This is a genomic window from Burkholderia sp. MSMB1498 (assembly GCF_001526245.1).
GTDB classification, from domain to species: Bacteria; Pseudomonadota; Gammaproteobacteria; order Burkholderiales; family Burkholderiaceae; genus Burkholderia; species Burkholderia savannae.
On record NZ_LOYJ01000101.1, the window covers coordinates 76,137 to 92,279 of the forward strand.

The window sequence follows — 16,143 nt, forward strand, 5'->3', positions numbered from 1 at the left end:
TGAGCGGCGCGGAGGCTTGCGTTACTCGGCCGCGTCCTTCGTTCTGAGAATGTAGCCGAGCCCGCGCAACGTGATGATCTGCGCGAGCGAGCCCGACAAGTGCTTGCGCAGGCGATGGATGTAGATGTCGATCGCATCGGCGCTCGGTTCGTCGTCGAGGCCGTACACGCTATCCATCAGGCGCGCCTTCGATACCGTCTTGCCCTGCTGCAGCATCAGCGTCTCGAGGATCGCATGCTCGCGGCGGCGCAGCACGAGCGGCACGCCGTCGCACTGGAACTCGCGCGTGCCGAACAGATAGACGAGATCGCCGCACGCGAGCTGCGTCGCGCCGACGCCGCATTGCCGCCGGATCAACGCGCGGATGCGCGCGACGAGCTCGCGCGATTCGAACGGCTTCACGACGTAGTCGTCGGCGCCCGCGCTGAAGCAGTCGACCTTGTCGTCGACCGAGCCGTGCGCGGTCAGCATCAGCACGGGCACGTTGTCGCCGCGGCGGCGCAGCCGCGCGAGCAGTTCCTTGCCGCTCATGCCGGGCAGCCGCATGTCGAGCAGCAGCGCGTCGTAGCGCTGCGCTTTCAGCACCGTGTCCGCGCTCTCGCCGTCCGGCGCCGAATCAACGCCGAAGCCCTCGCCGCGCAGCAAATCGACGATCCAGTGCGCGAGTTCCGCGTTATCTTCCACGAGCAACAGTTTCATCGAGACTCTCTCAATTGCGATAGGCGGGCAGGCGCACCGTCATCCTGACGCCCCGATTGCCGGGGCCCGTCGCGAGCGTGACCGTGCCGCCGTGCGACTGCGCGATCTCTTCGACGATCGCGAGCCCGAGGCCCGTGCCTTCCTCGTCCTTCGCGACGCGGTAGAAGCGCTTGAACACGTGCGGCCGCGCTTCGGCCGGAATGCCGGGGCCGTCGTCGACGACTTCGAGCACGACCATGTCGCCGTCGCGCCGCGCGCTCACCGTCACGCGGCCGCCTTCGTGCGTGTAGCGCACCGCGTTGTCGACGAGATTCATCAGGAGAGCAGACAAAAGGCTTTCGCTGCCCGTAACCTGCAGATCGTCGTCGAGCTCCGCGCCGAGATCGATCCTGCGCCGCTCGGCGAGCACGATCTCCTCCTCGAGCACGCCGGACACCACGGCCGAGACGTCGACGCGCGCGGTGAGCCGCGCGGGCGACGCCGCTTCCGCGTGCGCGAGCAGCAGCAGCTTGTCGGTGACGTCCGCCATCCTGCGGCTGCTGCGCTGCATCGACGCGAGCAGCCCGGCAAGCGCCGCGTCGTCGCTCTCGCGCTGCCGCGCGCACTGGATCTGCGTGTCGATCACCGCGATCGGCGTGCGCAGCTGGTGCGCGGCGTCGGCGATGAAGCGCCGCTGCGTTGCCGCATGCAGGTTGAGCCGCGCGATGCATTGATTGATCGCGTCGACGATCGGCCGCAGCTCGAAATGCAGCCGCTCGGTGCGGATCGGCTCGAGCTCCATCGGCCCGCGGTCCGCGACGTCGTCCTTCAGCTTCATCAGCGGCCGCAGCTCGAACGTGAGGCCGAGGTAGACGAGCGCCATCGCGAGCGCGAGCATCAGTGCGAGCCGCCAGAGCTGCGGATGCCAGATCGCGGCGATCATCATCTCCCGAGACGCCTGCGTCTTGCCGACGACGACCGTCACCGTTTCCGTGTCGCCCGCGTTGTACAGCTCGCGCGTATACGCGACCGCGCGGATCGCGAGCCCGTTGAGCGTCGTGTCGAACGTCACGGGCTGCGCGCCGGACGCGGCGGGCGCGGGCGGATTGTCGAGATCGGGATTGCCGGCGAGCAGCCGCCCGCCGCCCGTGCGAACTTTGTAGTACACCTGATCCTGTGCGGGCGACTCGAACAGCTCGAGCGCGGCGGGCGGCACGTTCGCGACGAGCGCGCCGTTTTCCCAGTCGACGTCCTCGGCGATCGCGCGCGCGGATGCGACGAGCGCGCCGTCCTGCACGAGATCGGCCGTCTTGCGCGCGGTGTCGTACGACATCGCGCCCGCGATCGCGACGAACACGGCAAGCGGCAGCAGCAGCCACCAAAGCAACCGGCCGCGCAGGCTGTGCGACATGCCGTTATCCCCCCACACTCCAGCCCCAAAACGAAACGGCGCACCGAAGATGCGCCGTTTCGTTGATGCATCGTCTTCAGAACGCGGCGGGCCGCCACTTCAGGAGCCGCTTCTCGAGCCGGGTCAGCAGGAAGTCGGCAGCGAGCGCCACGACGGCGAGCACGATCATCGCGGCGAACACGCCGCTCGCGTTGAACGCGCCCTGTGCGGTCGAGATTAACAGGCCGATGCCTTGCTTGGAACCCAGAAATTCCCCGACTACCGCGCCGACGAGCGCGAAGCCGAAGCTCACGTGCAGGCTCGCGAGAATCCAGCTGAGCGCGGACGGAATCACGACGGACGTCGTGATCTGCCGGCGCGACGCGCCGAGGATCTGCGCATTCGCGATCAGGTAGCGGTCGGCCTCGCGCACGCCCTGAAACGCATTGCCGAACACGACGAAGAACACCATCACGACGGCGAGCGCGATCTTCGACGCCATCCCGAGGCCGAGCGCGATCACGAATATCGAGCCGAGCACGACGCGCGGAATCGAGTTCGCGATCTGAATGTAGAGCCCGAACACGTCGGCGAGCAGCTTGTTGCGGCCGAGCACGATTCCGCAGAAGATGCCCGCGACCGAGCCGATCAGGAACCCGGCGATCGTCTCCTCGAGCGTCACCCACACCTGCAGCAACAGCGGGCCCTGCGAGGTGCCGTTGACGAACCAGTCCTGGATCTGCGCGACGATCAGCGACGGCATCGAGAAGAAGAACGGATCGATCCACTTGAGCCGCGCGGCGATCTCCCAGCCGCCCAGCACGGCGACGAGCACCGCGATGCGCAGCCCGACGATCAGTTGCCGGCGCCGCCGCAATCGGCTCTGCGCGGCGCGCTCTTCGTCTTCGAGCGAGGTGGTGGTGCCAAGCGGCGTCGGAAGCGTCATGTCAGTCATGCTCCAGTCCTTTCCTGTTTATCCGATCTGCACTTCTTCGCGCAGGTCGTGCCAAATGTCCTTCGAGATTTCGATGAAGCGCTGCTCGTAGCGCACTTCCGACGTGACGCGCGGGCGCGGCAGGTCGATCTCGTACACGCGCTTGAGCGTGGCCGGGCGCGAGGTCAGCACGAACACGCGGTCCGCGAGCGCGATCGCCTCTTCGAGATCGTGCGTGACGAACACGACCGATCCCTTGTTCGCCGACCAGAGCTGCAGCAGCTCGTCCTGCATCAGCGTGCGCGTCTGCATGTCGAGCGCGGAGAACGGCTCGTCCATCAGCAGGATTTCGGGCTGGTTGATGAACGTCTGCGCGAGCGCGACGCGCTTTCTCATGCCGCCCGACAGCTGGTGCGGGTAATGCTTCGTGAATTTCGCGAGCCCGACGCGGCGAATCCATTCCTCCGCCTGCGCATACGCGGACTCCTTCGAGCGGCCTCGAAAGAGCGGGCCGGCCGCGACGTTGTCGATCACCGTGCGCCACGGGAACACCGCGTCGGCCTGGAACACGAAGCCGATTCGCGGATCGATGCCGTCGACGGGCTTGCCCATCACGTGCACCTCGCCCGACACGGGCTTGAGCAACCCCGTGATCAGGTTGAGCGTCGTCGATTTGCCGCAGCCCGTCGGGCCGACGATCGCGACGAACTCGCCGCGCGCGACCGACATCGTGAAGTCGTGCAGCGCGACGGTCGCACGGCCGTCCGGCGAGATGAAGCGGCACGACACGTTGCGAAACTCGATCGCGGGTGCATTGGCCGAAACATGTTGATTCATCGCTAGAAGTCCTGCATCGGAACCGGCGCCGTCCCTGCGGCGCCGGCGGCCCTCGTGAGCCTGGTTCAAAACTGGCCGCGCGTCGTTCGCGGCGCTTACTTCGCGTTCACGAAATCGTTCGTATATGTCTTCGACAGATCGATGTGCTTGCCCTTCACCGACGGATTGAACGCGGACAGCACCTTCAGCACCGTCGCCGGGCCGTCGCCGGGCATCTTGCCGTCGGGCGTATACATCGGCAGCGACGCCTTCAGCGCGCTCACGTAGAGCGCCTTGTCCTTCTGGTAGTCGGCGGGCATCTTCGCGGCGATCTCTTCCGCGCTGTGCGTGTGGATGAACTGCATCGTGCGCGCGAACGCGTGCGCGAGCTTCGTCGCCTGCTCCTTGTGCGTGTCGGCCCAGGCGGACTGCACGTACAGGCTCGCCGCCGGGTACGTGCCGCCGAGCGCGGCGCGCGTGCCGTCGAGCGTGCGCAAATCGACGAGCACCTTCGCGTCGCCGTTCTTCTCGAGCACCGACACGGTCGGCTCGGTCGTCATCCCCGCGTCGATGCGGCCTTGCTTGACGGCCGCGATGAAGCTCGCGTCGGCGCCGACGGGCAACATCGTGTACTGGTTCGCGGCGACGCCGTGCTGCTGCGCGAGGTACTGCGTGAGGAAGCTCGTCGACGAGCCGAGGCCCGTCACGCCGAGCGTCTTGCCCTTCACGTCGGCCATCGATTTGATCGTGCCCGCCGCCTTCGTCGACACCATCTCGACCTCGCCCGGCACCTGGCCGAGCACGGCGATCGCCTTCACGTCCTTACCCTTGCTCTGCAGGTCGATCGTGTGATCGTAGAAGCCGACCACGCCCTGCACCGCGCCCGCGAGCAGCTCGTTCTCGGCGTCGACGCCGGCCGGCTGCGACTGCAGATCGACGTCGAGCCCCTCGGCCTTGAAGTAGCCGAGCTCCTGCGTGAGGCGCGCGGGCAGGTAGATGAGCTTCGTGATGCCGCCCACCATGATCGTGATCTTGCCGCCGTCGTCGGCGAAGGCGGATTGCGAAGCGAAGCCGAAGGACAGGCCGGCCGCGATCGCGGCCACGCTGAGCGCGCGAAGAGTGGTGCGCATCGGGAGTCTCCAATGTTGTCTGTATGAAGCGATGCTTGCTGCATCGTCGGGACGAGTATAGGGAGACGAAACCTTCCGCAACCTTTCGCGGGCGTCGCTTTCTTTTAGGGGTTTTCCAGCAACGCCGCCGCCTCGCGGCTAGGGCCTGTTCACGCTAATAGCGGGAACAGGCCCCAGGCGGGAAATGGCGCACGGGTGGTCGAACGCTCAGGCGCGATCGCGGTCGCCCAAGGCTCACGCGAAAACAAGGAAAGAAGCGAAGCCGGCATCGAAACGGCAGCCGGCCGCCGGTGGCCCGCAATCGCCGCTCGACAACCGCCTGCGGTCGATCCGGCCGCATCGAGCGCCTTCGTGTTCGTCCGCGGCGACGCCTTCACCGGCGCGCCGCCGGCCCGCACGCGGGCGCCATCCGCGCACCGCTCAATGCAGCCCCGCCGCGACGCGCCCGACGAGGTCGACGCCCGTGTCGAACAAGCGCCCGACGAACGGAATCAGGTTCGGCGCCATCAGCTGCACGAGCAGCAGGCCGACGAGCATCGTCACCGGAAAGCCGACCTGGAAGATCCCGATCTGCGGCGCCGCACGGTTCAAGATGCCGAGCGCGAGGTTCGCGATCAGGAGCGCCGCGACCACGGGCAGCGCGAGCAAAAGCCCCATTTCGAAGATCGCCGCGCCGAACGCGACGAGCGTCTGCCAGCCGGCCGCGCGCAGCAAGTCGGCCGAGATCGGCACGAGCCGGAACGAGTCGACGAGCGCGGCGAACACCTGCAGATGCCCGTCGAACGCGAGAAACGCGAGCACCGCGACCGCATTCAGGAAGCGCCCCATCACGGGCGTCGCGCCGCTCGAGTGCGGATCGAAGAACGTCGCGAACCCGAGCCCCATCGACAGGCCGATGATGTCGCCCGCCGCCTCGATCGCGGCGAACACGATCTGCATCGTGAAGCCGAGCGCCGCGCCGATCAGGAACTGATTGACGATGATCCACACGCCCTGCGCGGAAAACACGGTGGCGACGGGCATCGGCGGCAGCGTCGGCGCGACGACGAGCGCCATGAAGCCCGCGAGCCCGATCTTCACGCGCACCGGCGTCGCGCGGTGGCCCGTCACGGGCGCGGTCGCGACGAGCGCGAGCATCCGCACGAACGGCCACAGGAAGGCCGTGAGCCAGCCGTTCAGTTGCGCGTAGGTGACGGAGAACATCGGTCGACGGTAAAAAGGGACGAGCGGAAAAAAACCGATGAATCAGACGGATCGGTCGAATCAGAAGAATCGGACGCGGCGAACGAACCGAACCGGACGACACGCTCGGGCGGGCGGCGTCAGCCCGCGCCGAGCGTCGCGACGCGCAGCAGGATCTCGCGCAGGTAATCGAGCATCGTCGACAGCATCCACGGCCCGGCGATCACCATCGTCGCCGCGACCGCGAGCAGCTTCGGAATGAACGACAGCGTCGCCTCGTTGATCTGCGTCGCGGCCTGGAACAGGCTGACGACGAGGCCGACCGCGAGCGCGACGAGCAGAAGAGGCGCGGCGAGCAGCAGGCCGATGTACATCGCCTGATGCGCGAGCGTCATCACGTTTTCGGGGGTCATCTCGATTCTCCTCGGTCGACCGAGCCTAGGTGAAGCTCTGCGCGAGCGATCCGATCAGCAGCTGCCAGCCGTCGACGAGCACGAACAGCATCAGCTTGAACGGCAGCGACACCGTCGCGGGCGACACCATCATCATCCCCATCGACATCAGCACGCTCGCGACGACCATGTCGATGATGAGGAACGGGATGAAGATCGTGAAGCCGATCTGGAAGCCCGTCTTCAGCTCGCTCGTGACGAACGCGGGCACGAGGAGCGACAGCGGCACGTCCTCCGGCCCCCGCATCGGCGCGGCCTTCGAGATCTTCGCGAACAGCGCGAGATCGGTCTCGCGCGTCTGCTTCAGCATGAACGCCTTGAAGGGCGCGGTGCCGCGCTGCACCGCCTGGTCCATTTGCAGCGTGCCTTCGGAGAACGGCTTGTACGCGTCGGCGTAAGCGCGGTCGAGCACGGGCGACATCACGAACAGCGTGAGGAACAGCGCGAGGCCGACGAGCACCTGGTTCGGCGGCGTCGACGCGGTGCCGATTGCCTGCCGCAGCAGCGACAGCACGATGATGATCCGCGTGAAGCTCGTCATCATCAGCAGCATCGCCGGCAGGAACGACAGCATCGTGAGCAGCAGCATCGTCTGCACGCTCAGCGAGTAGGTCGTGCCGCCGTTCGGGCCCGGGGCCGAGTTGAACGCCGGCAGGCCAGCCGCCTGCGCGCACGCGAGCGCGGGCGCGAGGCCGATGGCGAGCGCGGGCAGCCAGCGCACGGCGCCGCGCGGGCACGTGGTCTTCATCGAATGACTGTCGGAATGGGCGCGCGCGGCGGATTGCGCGGGCGGCGCGACGAAGCGAAGGCGCGGCATCTCAGCGATCCTTGCCGCCGTCGCGCTTGAAGCGCTTCGCGGCTTCGCCGAGCATCGCGTCGCGAAAGCGCGCGCCGAAGGAAGCGCCCTCGGGATACTGGCCGAGCGCGACGGAGCGGGCCGCGCCGTCCGGCGCGCCGGGCGCACGGGGCAGGCCGTCGCCCGCGGGCATGCCGACGGGCGCGCCGACCACGCCCGCCGAGCCGGCGGGCAACGCATGCAGCAGGCGCACGTTGCCGGGCGCGACGCCGAGCACGAGCCAGGTGTCGCCGATCTCGACGACGGTCGCGCTTTCCTTGCCGCCGACGGCAACGCTCGCGACCACCTTGAGCGCGCCGCCGCGGCGCGACGGCTGGAAGCCGAAGCGCCGCGCGAGCCACGCGCAGCCGAACACGAGGCCGATCACCACCGCGAGCCCGACGAACGTCTGCAGCACCGCGCCGACGCCGAGCGACGGCGCGGCCGAGCCGACGACGACGCCCGACGCGAGCGAAGCCGCGTGATTCACCGCGTTCATGTCGGCGGCCGATGCGGGCAGCGCCGCCGCGCCGATCGAAAACGCGGCGAAACCGGCGAGCGCGCGCCGCACGCCGCGCGGCGCCGCCGCGAACGCTCGCGCGGCGCGCACGGCCGGCCGGCGCGGCGAAACGAGCGGCGCGATGCGCGATTTCATCGGTTCAGCTTCCGGATGCGCTCGGACGGCGTGATGATGTCGGTGAGCCGGATGCCGAACTTGTCGTTGACGACGACTACTTCGCCCTGCGCGATCAGGCAGCCGTTGACGAGCACGTCCATCGGCTCGCCGGCGAGCCCGTCGAGCTCGACGACCGAGCCCTGCGCGAGCTGCAGCAGGTTGCGGATCGCGATCTTCGTGCGCCCGAGCTCGACCGTCATCTTGACCGGGATGTCGAGAATCAGGTCGATGTCGTTGTGCGTCGAGCTCGCCGCGGCCTTCGACAGCGGCCGGAACACGCCGGCCCCCGTCGCGCCCGCCTCGATCGGCTGCTGGTTCTGCTCCGCGAGCGCGGCCGCCCAGTCGTCCAGCGCGGCCTCTTCCTGCTGCGCGCCGGCGGCCGGCTTGCCGGACACGGCCACGCTCATCGCGGCATCCGCGAACGCCTGTTCGTCGATGCCTTCGGCCTCGGGGGTCGAATTCAACTCAGTCATATCCACCTTCCTTCATCGTGTCGCTTGCGCTGATCATCTTCTGCACGCGCAACGCGTACTGGCCATTGAAAATGCCGTACCCGCACTCGATCACCGGCACGCCGTCGACCTTCGCGGTGATCGTGTCCGCGATGTCGAGCGGCAGCACGTCGCCCGCGCGCAGGTTGAGAATCTTCTCGAACGTCGTCGGGACCTCGGCGAGATCCGCGACCAGCTCCACTTCCGCCGACTGCACCTGCTGCGACAGCACGCGCACCCAGCGGCGGTCGACCTCGAGCGCCTCGCCCTGGATCGGCGAGGAAAGCACGTCGCGAATCGGCTCGATCATCGAGTAAGGCATGCAGATGTGCAGCGTGCCGCCCGTCGGCCCGAACTCGATCGAGAATTGCGTGACGATCACGATCTCGTTCGGTGTCGCGACATTCGCGAACTGCGTGTGCATCTCCGAGCGCACGAACTCGAACTGCAGCGGCCGCACGCTCTTCCACGAGGTCGCATAGTGCTCGAACACGAGATTGAGCAGCTTGCCGATGATCCGCTGCTCGGTCGCCGTGAAGTCGCGGCCCTCGACGCGCGTGTGAAAGCGCCCGTCGCCGCCGAACAGGTTGTCGACGACGAAGAACACGAGGTTCGGATCGAACACGAACAGCGACGTGCCGCGCAGCGGCTTCACGTGCACGAGGTTCAGATTGGTCGGAATCGGCAGGTTGCGGGTGAACTCGCTGTACTTCTGCACCTTCACCTGGCTCACGGAGATCTCCGCCGTGCGCCGCATGAAGTTGAAGATGCCGATGCGCAACAGGCGCGCGAAGCGGTCATTGATGATCTCGAGGCCGGGCATCCGGCCGCGGACGATCCGCTCCTGCGTCGCGATGTTGTACGGGCGAATGCCGGACGCTTCGGTCGGTTCGTCGGCCGAGTCGTCTTCACCCGTGACGCCCTTGAGGAGTGCATCGACCTCCTCTTGGGACATGAATTCTTCGTGGCCCATGCGCGCTCCTTCGCCGGCGGCGTTATTGGACGACGAACTCGGTGAACAGCACGTCGTCGATGCGCGCGCTGCGGTTGCCCGGCTGAGTCGGCTGCTCGATCAGCGTCTTCAGTTCGTCGGCGAGCGCGCGCTTGCCTTCGAGCGTCGCGAGCTGCTCGGGATGCTTGTTCGACAGCGCGAGCAGGATGCGGCTGCGCAGCTCCGGCATGTGCTGGGTCAGGTATTCCTGCGCCTTCGAGTCGGTCAGCTTCAGCGACAGGCCGACGCGCAGGTAGTGCTGGATGCCGTCGTCCGACTGCAGGTTCACGGTGAGCGGATCGAGCGCGAAGAACACGGGCACGGCGAGCGGCGGGGGCGCGCTCGGCGCCGAGCCGCGCACGCCTTCCTTCAGCAGCACGAAGTACGTGCCGCCCGCGGCGGCGGCGGCGGCGACGAGCCCGAGCAGCAGGAAAAGGACGAGACGCTTGAGCTTGCCGGACGAGGCCGGTTTGTCGACGGTCGGGTTTGCGGTCGTGGTAGCCATGGCGTGCTTGCGAGAAGACTCTAAGTAGCCTGCATTGTTCGGCATCCGGCTCGCGCGCGATGGGCGGAATAGAGGGGGGAATTGCGGCTATCTCAGGCGTTTGTTCGTCGGCCGGCCCGGCGCGGCGGGGCGCGATCGGGCCGAAAGGGCGCGGCGGGCGGGGGTGGCGTGGACGACGAAAGCCGCTGCCGGACCGGGCTGCGCGGGCGAGAAAAAGAAAAAACGAGCCGATGCGGCCGGGGCGCACAGGCCGAACCAGCCCGGCCGGCCAAAGCTGCGGCGCGGATGCGCGAGAGCCCCGATTGGGCCGAACGAGCGGGCGGGCGGGGCGAAAAATTCCGACGAAACGGACTTGGCCGGCCGAGGCAACCGCGTAAATGACACGGACGAACGCAAGCCCGCGCCGGCGAGCCGTGCGAAAGAACTCGCCGATGCGCGGGGAAAGGGCTCGCGCAGGCCGCGGCCGGGCGCGTCGCGGGTCTCCGGCAGACGCCAGCGCGGAAAAGTGCAGGAAAGCGGTATCCGAAGCGCGGCACCGACGAGGAGAACGAGCCGGCCCGACGTCCGTCGGGCAGCGATCCGCTTTCGCCAACCGCCATTTGCCGATCGCCAATCGCCGATCGCCGATCAGCGGCGCTGAATCGCCGAACCGCCGATCGCGCGCCGCGCCACCGCACCGGCCCGGCGCGTCAGATCGGCAGCAGCGTCAGCAGCGGCGCGATCAGTACCATCGCGACGCCCGCGATCATCATCGTGAGGCTCGACACGACGCCTTCCTCACTGCCGATCTCGCGCGCCTTCGCGGTGCCCACCGCATGCGCGGCCGCGCCGAACAGCGCGCCGCGCGCGAGCCGCGAGCGCAGCGGGACGAGCGCGAGCACGAACTCGCCGACGAGCATCCCGCAGATCCCGGTCGCGATCACGAAAAGCGCGGTCAGGTCGCGCGGCGCGTGGATCTTGTCGGACACGGCGAGCGCGAACGGCGTCGATACCGAGCGCGTGACGAGGCTGCGCTGCAGCTCGGGCGACAGGTGCAGCAGCTTCGACAGCAGCAGCGATCCGCAGATCGCGACCGCGATCCCCACGACGACGCCCACCGACAGCGAGAACCAGTGGCGCTTCATCAGCGCGCGGTATTCGTAAATCGGCACGGCGAACGCGATCGTCGCCGGGCCGAGCAGCCACATCAGCCAGCGCGTGTCGTGAAAATAGACCGCGTACGGAATGCCCGTCAGCGCGACGAACGCGACGAGCACGGCCGGCACGAGCACGAGCGGCGAGAAAAACAGCGTCTTGCGGTGCGCGTAGAGCCGCTTCGACGCGAAATAGAGCGCGATCGTCAGCGCGAAGCAGCCGGCGGAAATCGCGGTGCTCGCAGGCGCGGCGAGGAACGAGGGGTCGGGCGTCGTCATGATGCTGTCGATGGAACCGGTGCCAGAAGAGGAGGGCGTGAAACGGCCGAGCGGCGGCGTCAGGCCCGTGCGCGGCGGCGGCCGGCGCGCACGCGCATCACCGCGATGCGTCGCTCGAAACCCGCAGCGAAGTCGACGGCGATCGCGACCGAGAACATCACGAAGGCGGTGCCCGCGACGACGACAAGCGCGAGCCGCCAGCCGTCCGCCCTGAAGAGCCCGCCGTACTGAACCGCCGCGACGGTCGCCGGAATGAAGAAGAGCAGCATGTCGGACAGCAGCCAGTTCGCGCCGTCCTTCACCCAGCCGGGCGCGACTCGGCCGGACAACAGCAGCGCGAGCAGCACCGCGAGGCCGACCACGCCGGACGGCACCGGCACGCCGAGCGCGCACACCGCCCAGTCGACCGCCGCCCACAGCGCGCCGAGCGCGGCCGTCTGCAGCACGATGCGCGCCGCGCGGCCGCCGCGCGCGGGCGGCACGGCCGGCCGGGTTGCGGCCGTCGCCGCCGTCGAGATTCGGGTCATGAGATGCCTCGCGAAATGCCTTGCTTTACAGAATGGAGGCAGTATAGGATTCACGCGTTCATAAATAAAATGACTTGGTTCTATAAAAATCATTCCGTTTAGGAATCTTCACCGATTCGCTCACTGAACAGGAGGCGCCGATGGAGCTGCGCGCGTTGCGTTATTTCGTCGAGGTCGTCAGGCAGCAGAGCTTCACCGCCGCGGCCGAGCAGATGCACGTCACGCAACCGACGATCAGCAAGATGGTGAAGTCCCTCGAAGACGAAATCGGCTCGCCGCTCCTGCTGCGCGACGGCCGCCAGATGGTGCTGACGGACGCCGGCCGGATCGTCTACCAGCGCGGCCAGGACGTGCTCGCCGCGCAGGCGCAGCTGCAGGCCGAGCTGAACGATCTCGGCACACTCGGGCGCGGCGAGCTGACGATCGGCATTCCGCCGCTCGGCGGCTCGCTGTTCACGCAGGCGATCGCCGCGTTCAAGCAGCGCTACCCGAAAATCGAGTTGAAGCTGTTCGAGCAGGGCGCGCGGATGATCGAAGAGGCGCTCGTCGCGGGCGAGCTGGAGCTGGGCGGGGTGCTCGAGCCTGTCGATCCGGCCGTATTCGACGTGCTGCCGATGATGCGCGCGCCGCTGTGGCTAGTCGCGCCGCACGGCTCGCGCTGGGACGCCGCCGAAACCGTGCCGCTCGCCGACCTCGCCGACGAGCCGTTCGTGTTCTACGCGGAAAGCCTCGCGTTGCACGACGCGGTGCTCGACGCGTGCCGGAAAGTCGGCTTCGCGCCGCAGATCGTGAGCCGCAGCGGCCACTGGGATTTCATGGCGGCGCTCGTGCACGCGGGCGTCGGCATCGCGCTGCTGCCGCAGCCTTATTGCCGGCGGCTCGACACCGCGCAGTTCACGTGCCGGCCGATCGTCGAGCCGGAGATCACGTGGGCGGTCGCGATCGGCTGGCTCAAGAAGGGTTATCTGTCGCACGCGGCGCGCGCGTGGCTCGACGTCGCGCGCGAGACGGGCCCCGTGGCCGCGGGCGACGACCTCGCGTTCGGCAGCCTGCGCGCGCGTTAAGCGCGGCGCCCCGGCGAACGGGGCGCTCGCTCGCGGCGGCGATCCGGCCTGCCCGGACTATTCACCATCCGGACCATCGAGCCTATCGCATCGCGCGGCCCCGGTCGTCAAGCCGCCGCCTCCGGCGCGCAGCGGCGCATGGGCTCGCGCCGTCGCACACGAACCGCCCGCGATGCGCTGCGCATGACGCGCCGGCCGCCGCCGCTCAATGCCCCATCGCGGGCCCGGCCCCCTTCTTCGGCTTCGTCACCCACACGAGCGCCGCGAGCGCGACGAACGCGAGCGCCGAAATGTGGAAGAAGTCGTTGGTCGCCATCATGAAGCCCTGCTGCGTGACGATCTGGTTGATCTGCGCGGCCGATACGTCGCCCGTGATGCCGAGCTGCGCGAGCGCGCCCTGGTAATCGAGCGTGTTCTGCGCGTAGACGTTCACCGATTCCGCGAGGCGCGCGTGGTGATAGATCGCGTCGTTTTCCCAGAACGTCGAGCTGACCGCGGTGCCGATCGCGCCCGACAGCGTGCGCAGGAAGTTCGACAGCCCCGACGCGCTCGCGAGCCGCTCGTCGGAGACGCTGGAGAGCGTGATCGTCGTCATCGGCACGAAGAAGCACGCGACGCCGATCCCCTGCACGAGCCGCGGCAGGATCACGTGATTGAACGGCACGTCGAGCGTAAACGTCGAATTCCAGATCGACACGACGGCGAACACGACGAACGCGAAGCTCGCGACCATCCGCAGATCGAGCCGGTGCATGTTGCGGCCGATCAACGGCGACAACACGAGCGCGAGGAAGCCGACGGGCGCGGTCGCGAGGCCGGCCAGGCCCGCCGTGTAGCCCATCACGGTCTGCAGCCACAGCGGAAAGATCACGACCGAGCCGAAGAACGCCATGAAGCCGAACGAGATGATCATCGCGCCGAGCGCGAAGTTGCGGTCCTTGAAGAGCGACAGATCGACGACGGGCTCCTTCTCCGTCGATTCCCAGACGAGCATGAACGCGAGCGACACGACGGCGATCAGCGCGAGCGCGGTGATGAACGTCGAATTGAACCAGTCGCGGTCCTTGCCGAGGTCGAGCATCATCTGCAGGCACGACACGCCGATCACGAGGAGCGCGAGCCCGATCGCGTCGATCCGCTGCTTCGTCGTCTTCGTCTCGCGGCCGCGCAGCAGGAAGAATGCGCACACGGCGGAGAACACGCCGATCGGCAGGTTGATGTAGAAGATCCACGGCCACGTGTAGTTGTCGGTGATCCAGCCGCCCATCACCGGGCCGAAGATCGGCGCGACGATCACCGTCATCGCCCATAGGCCGAGCGCGAGCCCGCGCTTCGCGGGCGGATAGCTGCGCATCAGGATCGTCTGCGACAGCGGCACCATCGGGCCGGACACGAGGCCCTGCAACAGCCGGAACGCGATCAGCGATTCGAAATTCTCGGCGAGGCCGCAAAGCGCGGACGCGATCGTGAACGCGAGCACCGACAGCGTGAAGAGCCGCACCTCGCCCACCCGCCGCGCGAGCCAGCCGGTCAGCGGCACCGCGATCGCGGACGCGACCGAATACGACGAGATCACCCAGGTGCCTTCGCTCGTCGCGACGCCGAGGCTGCCGGAAATCGTCGGCACCGCGACGTTCGCGATCGATGTGTCGAGCACCTCCATGAACGTGCCGAGCGCGAGCCCGACCGTCAGCAGCGCGAGCACGCCCCCCGACAGCGGCGCCGGTTCGGCGGAAGGGGAAGCGGAAGCGGGGGCCGTCACAGCCATGCATGTCTCCTACGGGGCGACCGTTGCCCCGACATCCTTTTGTTCGTCGACATCGACTGACAGTAAGTGACTTGTCAGCTTCTGCCCAGACAGATAAATGTGCGGCGGACGGGCCGCAATCCGGTGCTCATCCAAGGTCGTTCCCGGTCAGCCGTCGTTCGGCAGCGATTCGACGATCGCCGCGCACGCGGTGTCGGCCGCGCCCGGCGAATTCGCGATGAAGCGCCGCAGCAGGTCGGTCAGGAGCGCGAGCTCGTCGGCCGAAAAACCCTCGAGCTGCGCGTTCAGCTCGGTCGCGATCAGGCCGGGCAGCGCCTTCGCCGCGTGCGCGCCGCGCTCGGTCAGCGCGAGCTCGATCACCCGGCGGTCCGATTCGCTGCGCGCGCGCACGATGAAGCCCTTCTTCTCGAGCCGGTCGAGCATTCGCGTCATCGAGCCGCTGTCGTACGACATCTTGCGCGACAGCTCGAACGGCGTGCGCGCGAAGCCGCGCGCGAGCAGCAGGATCACGCCGATCTGCTGCGCGGTCAGGTCGAGCGGGCCGAGCGCGCGGTCCAGCCGCTCGACGAGCGCCTGCCGCGCCTTCGTCAGGTAGTAGCCGAGGCTCGATTCGAGCTCGATGTGCTCGGGGTCGTAAAGGCTGCTCATCGTCGGGCTGTCCGGTCGGTTGCACGAGCCGCAACAGTGCATTCCAGGAAAAACGCCGCCAGTATCTTGAATATTTATTGCATAGTCAATATTATTTCAGTCAATGAGTTACGCGCTTAATGCGCCGCCAGAGACAATGTTCTGACCGCTTTGCCCACGCAGCCGCATCCGTTCGGCGTGCGTCCCGAGGATTTCCCCATGCCGTTGCTGAAAACCGCCGCCGGCGCGCTGCGCCGCAACCTGTCCGACACCGCCCGCCACACGCTTTCCGGCCCGCATCGCGGCTGGAAGATCGCGCTGTACGCCGTGCTGCTGATCGTACCGGGCGGCTCGCTCGCGGCGCTCGGGTTCGCGTGGCTCGATCAGCGGCGGCAACGCGCGGCGCGCGCCGGCGGCGGCCGGGCCGCGTCGGCTCAGGAAACTTCGGCGCCGCAGCTATGCCTCGCCGCCCCGCATGGCGATCCCGTCCGCTGCCCGTGAAACGCGGCCGCCGCCCCGCATCGGTGCGTAACGCGCGGTAAACAGCCGCCCCGCGCCGGTAACACATCCGGCCCCGTCCGCGCTTTAACCTAACGTCTGCGCATTCCCGCATCCGTCAGTTACCATTTCGGCCACGCCGTCGGCGTTTCGGCCGCATCGCCCGC

Annotated in this window: 18 protein-coding genes; 2 read left to right on the top strand and 16 right to left on the bottom strand. The window is 67.9% G+C overall.

Annotation, left to right across the window (positions count from 1 at the left end; genetic code table 11):
• Positions 1–21: 21 nt before the first annotated feature.
• The 14 genes from WS91_RS21900 to WS91_RS21965 form a co-directional block, all read right to left on the bottom strand.
• Entirely contained in the window at positions 22–699 is a 678-nt protein-coding gene (locus tag WS91_RS21900; protein ID WP_038750011.1) for a response regulator, read from the bottom strand.
• A 10-nt stretch (positions 700–709) separates the two neighbouring features.
• Positions 710–2,089: a sensor histidine kinase gene (locus WS91_RS21905; protein WP_038750014.1), complete on the bottom strand. Its 1,380-nt coding sequence runs from the start codon at positions 2,087–2,089 to the stop codon at positions 710–712.
• Positions 2,090–2,165: 76 nt separating this feature from the next.
• On the bottom strand, positions 2,166–3,014 hold the full coding sequence (locus tag WS91_RS21910) for an ABC transporter permease (RefSeq protein WP_038750017.1): 849 nt from the start codon (positions 3,012–3,014) through the stop codon (positions 2,166–2,168).
• A 27-nt stretch (positions 3,015–3,041) separates the two neighbouring features.
• Positions 3,042–3,839 (bottom strand): ABC transporter ATP-binding protein, encoded by a 798-nt coding sequence (locus tag WS91_RS21915; protein WP_038750019.1) that lies wholly within the window; start codon positions 3,837–3,839, stop codon positions 3,042–3,044.
• Between the two features lie 95 nt (positions 3,840–3,934).
• Entirely contained in the window at positions 3,935–4,948 is a 1,014-nt protein-coding gene (locus WS91_RS21920) for an ABC transporter substrate-binding protein (protein ID WP_059577869.1), read from the bottom strand.
• 420 nt (positions 4,949–5,368) lie between these two features.
• Positions 5,369–6,151 (bottom strand): flagellar biosynthetic protein FliR, encoded by a 783-nt coding sequence (gene fliR, locus WS91_RS21925; protein ID WP_038750025.1) that lies wholly within the window; start codon positions 6,149–6,151, stop codon positions 5,369–5,371.
• 119 nt (positions 6,152–6,270) lie between these two features.
• A complete protein-coding gene (gene fliQ / locus WS91_RS21930; RefSeq protein ID WP_009901928.1) occupies positions 6,271–6,543 on the bottom strand; it encodes a flagellar biosynthesis protein FliQ in 273 nt (90 codons plus the stop codon).
• 25 nt (positions 6,544–6,568) lie between these two features.
• Entirely contained in the window at positions 6,569–7,330 is a 762-nt protein-coding gene (fliP, locus tag WS91_RS21935; protein WP_038750225.1) for a flagellar type III secretion system pore protein FliP, read from the bottom strand.
• Between the two features lie 70 nt (positions 7,331–7,400).
• Positions 7,401–8,072, bottom strand: coding sequence for a flagellar biosynthetic protein FliO (gene fliO / locus WS91_RS21940; RefSeq protein ID WP_038750028.1), 672 nt, complete (start codon positions 8,070–8,072; stop codon positions 7,401–7,403).
• The gene (fliN, locus tag WS91_RS21945; protein WP_059671021.1) at positions 8,069–8,566 is read right to left on the bottom strand and encodes a flagellar motor switch protein FliN; all 498 of its coding nucleotides are present in this window, start codon (positions 8,564–8,566) and stop codon (positions 8,069–8,071) included. Before fliN ends, fliO begins: the two co-directional genes overlap by 4 nt.
• Positions 8,559–9,557 carry a flagellar motor switch protein FliM gene (gene fliM, locus WS91_RS21950; RefSeq protein WP_038750033.1) on the bottom strand — a complete coding sequence of 333 codons (999 nt, stop codon included), beginning with the start codon at positions 9,555–9,557 and terminating at the stop codon, positions 8,559–8,561. The genes fliN and fliM overlap by 8 nt, the downstream gene beginning before the upstream one ends.
• Before the next feature lie 22 nt (positions 9,558–9,579).
• Positions 9,580–10,080, bottom strand: coding sequence for a flagellar basal body-associated protein FliL (gene fliL / locus WS91_RS21955; protein ID WP_038750036.1), 501 nt, complete (start codon positions 10,078–10,080; stop codon positions 9,580–9,582).
• A 689-nt stretch (positions 10,081–10,769) separates the two neighbouring features.
• Positions 10,770–11,492 (bottom strand): LrgB family protein, encoded by a 723-nt coding sequence (locus tag WS91_RS21960; RefSeq protein ID WP_038750039.1) that lies wholly within the window; start codon positions 11,490–11,492, stop codon positions 10,770–10,772.
• A gap of 59 nt (positions 11,493–11,551) precedes the next feature.
• Positions 11,552–12,019: a CidA/LrgA family protein gene (locus WS91_RS21965; protein ID WP_059577873.1), complete on the bottom strand. Its 468-nt coding sequence runs from the start codon at positions 12,017–12,019 to the stop codon at positions 11,552–11,554.
• 140 nt (positions 12,020–12,159) lie between these two features.
• Here WS91_RS21965 and WS91_RS21970 point away from each other — a divergent pair, with 140 nt between their 5' ends.
• Complete coding sequence (locus tag WS91_RS21970; RefSeq protein WP_038750044.1) at positions 12,160–13,083, top strand: LysR family transcriptional regulator; 924 nt, start codon at positions 12,160–12,162, stop codon at positions 13,081–13,083.
• A 205-nt stretch (positions 13,084–13,288) separates the two neighbouring features.
• Here WS91_RS21970 and WS91_RS21975 read toward each other — a convergent pair whose 3' ends face one another.
• Both WS91_RS21975 and WS91_RS21980 read right to left on the bottom strand, forming a co-directional pair.
• Positions 13,289–14,851, bottom strand: coding sequence for a DHA2 family efflux MFS transporter permease subunit (locus WS91_RS21975; protein ID WP_059577876.1), 1,563 nt, complete (start codon positions 14,849–14,851; stop codon positions 13,289–13,291).
• Positions 14,852–14,998: 147 nt separating this feature from the next.
• Entirely contained in the window at positions 14,999–15,499 is a 501-nt protein-coding gene (locus tag WS91_RS21980) for a MarR family winged helix-turn-helix transcriptional regulator (RefSeq protein ID WP_059671106.1), read from the bottom strand.
• A 198-nt stretch (positions 15,500–15,697) separates the two neighbouring features.
• Here WS91_RS21980 and WS91_RS21985 point away from each other — a divergent pair, with 198 nt between their 5' ends.
• Complete coding sequence (locus WS91_RS21985) at positions 15,698–15,979, top strand: hypothetical protein (RefSeq protein WP_038750046.1); 282 nt, start codon at positions 15,698–15,700, stop codon at positions 15,977–15,979.
• Positions 15,980–16,143: the final 164 nt, after the last annotated feature.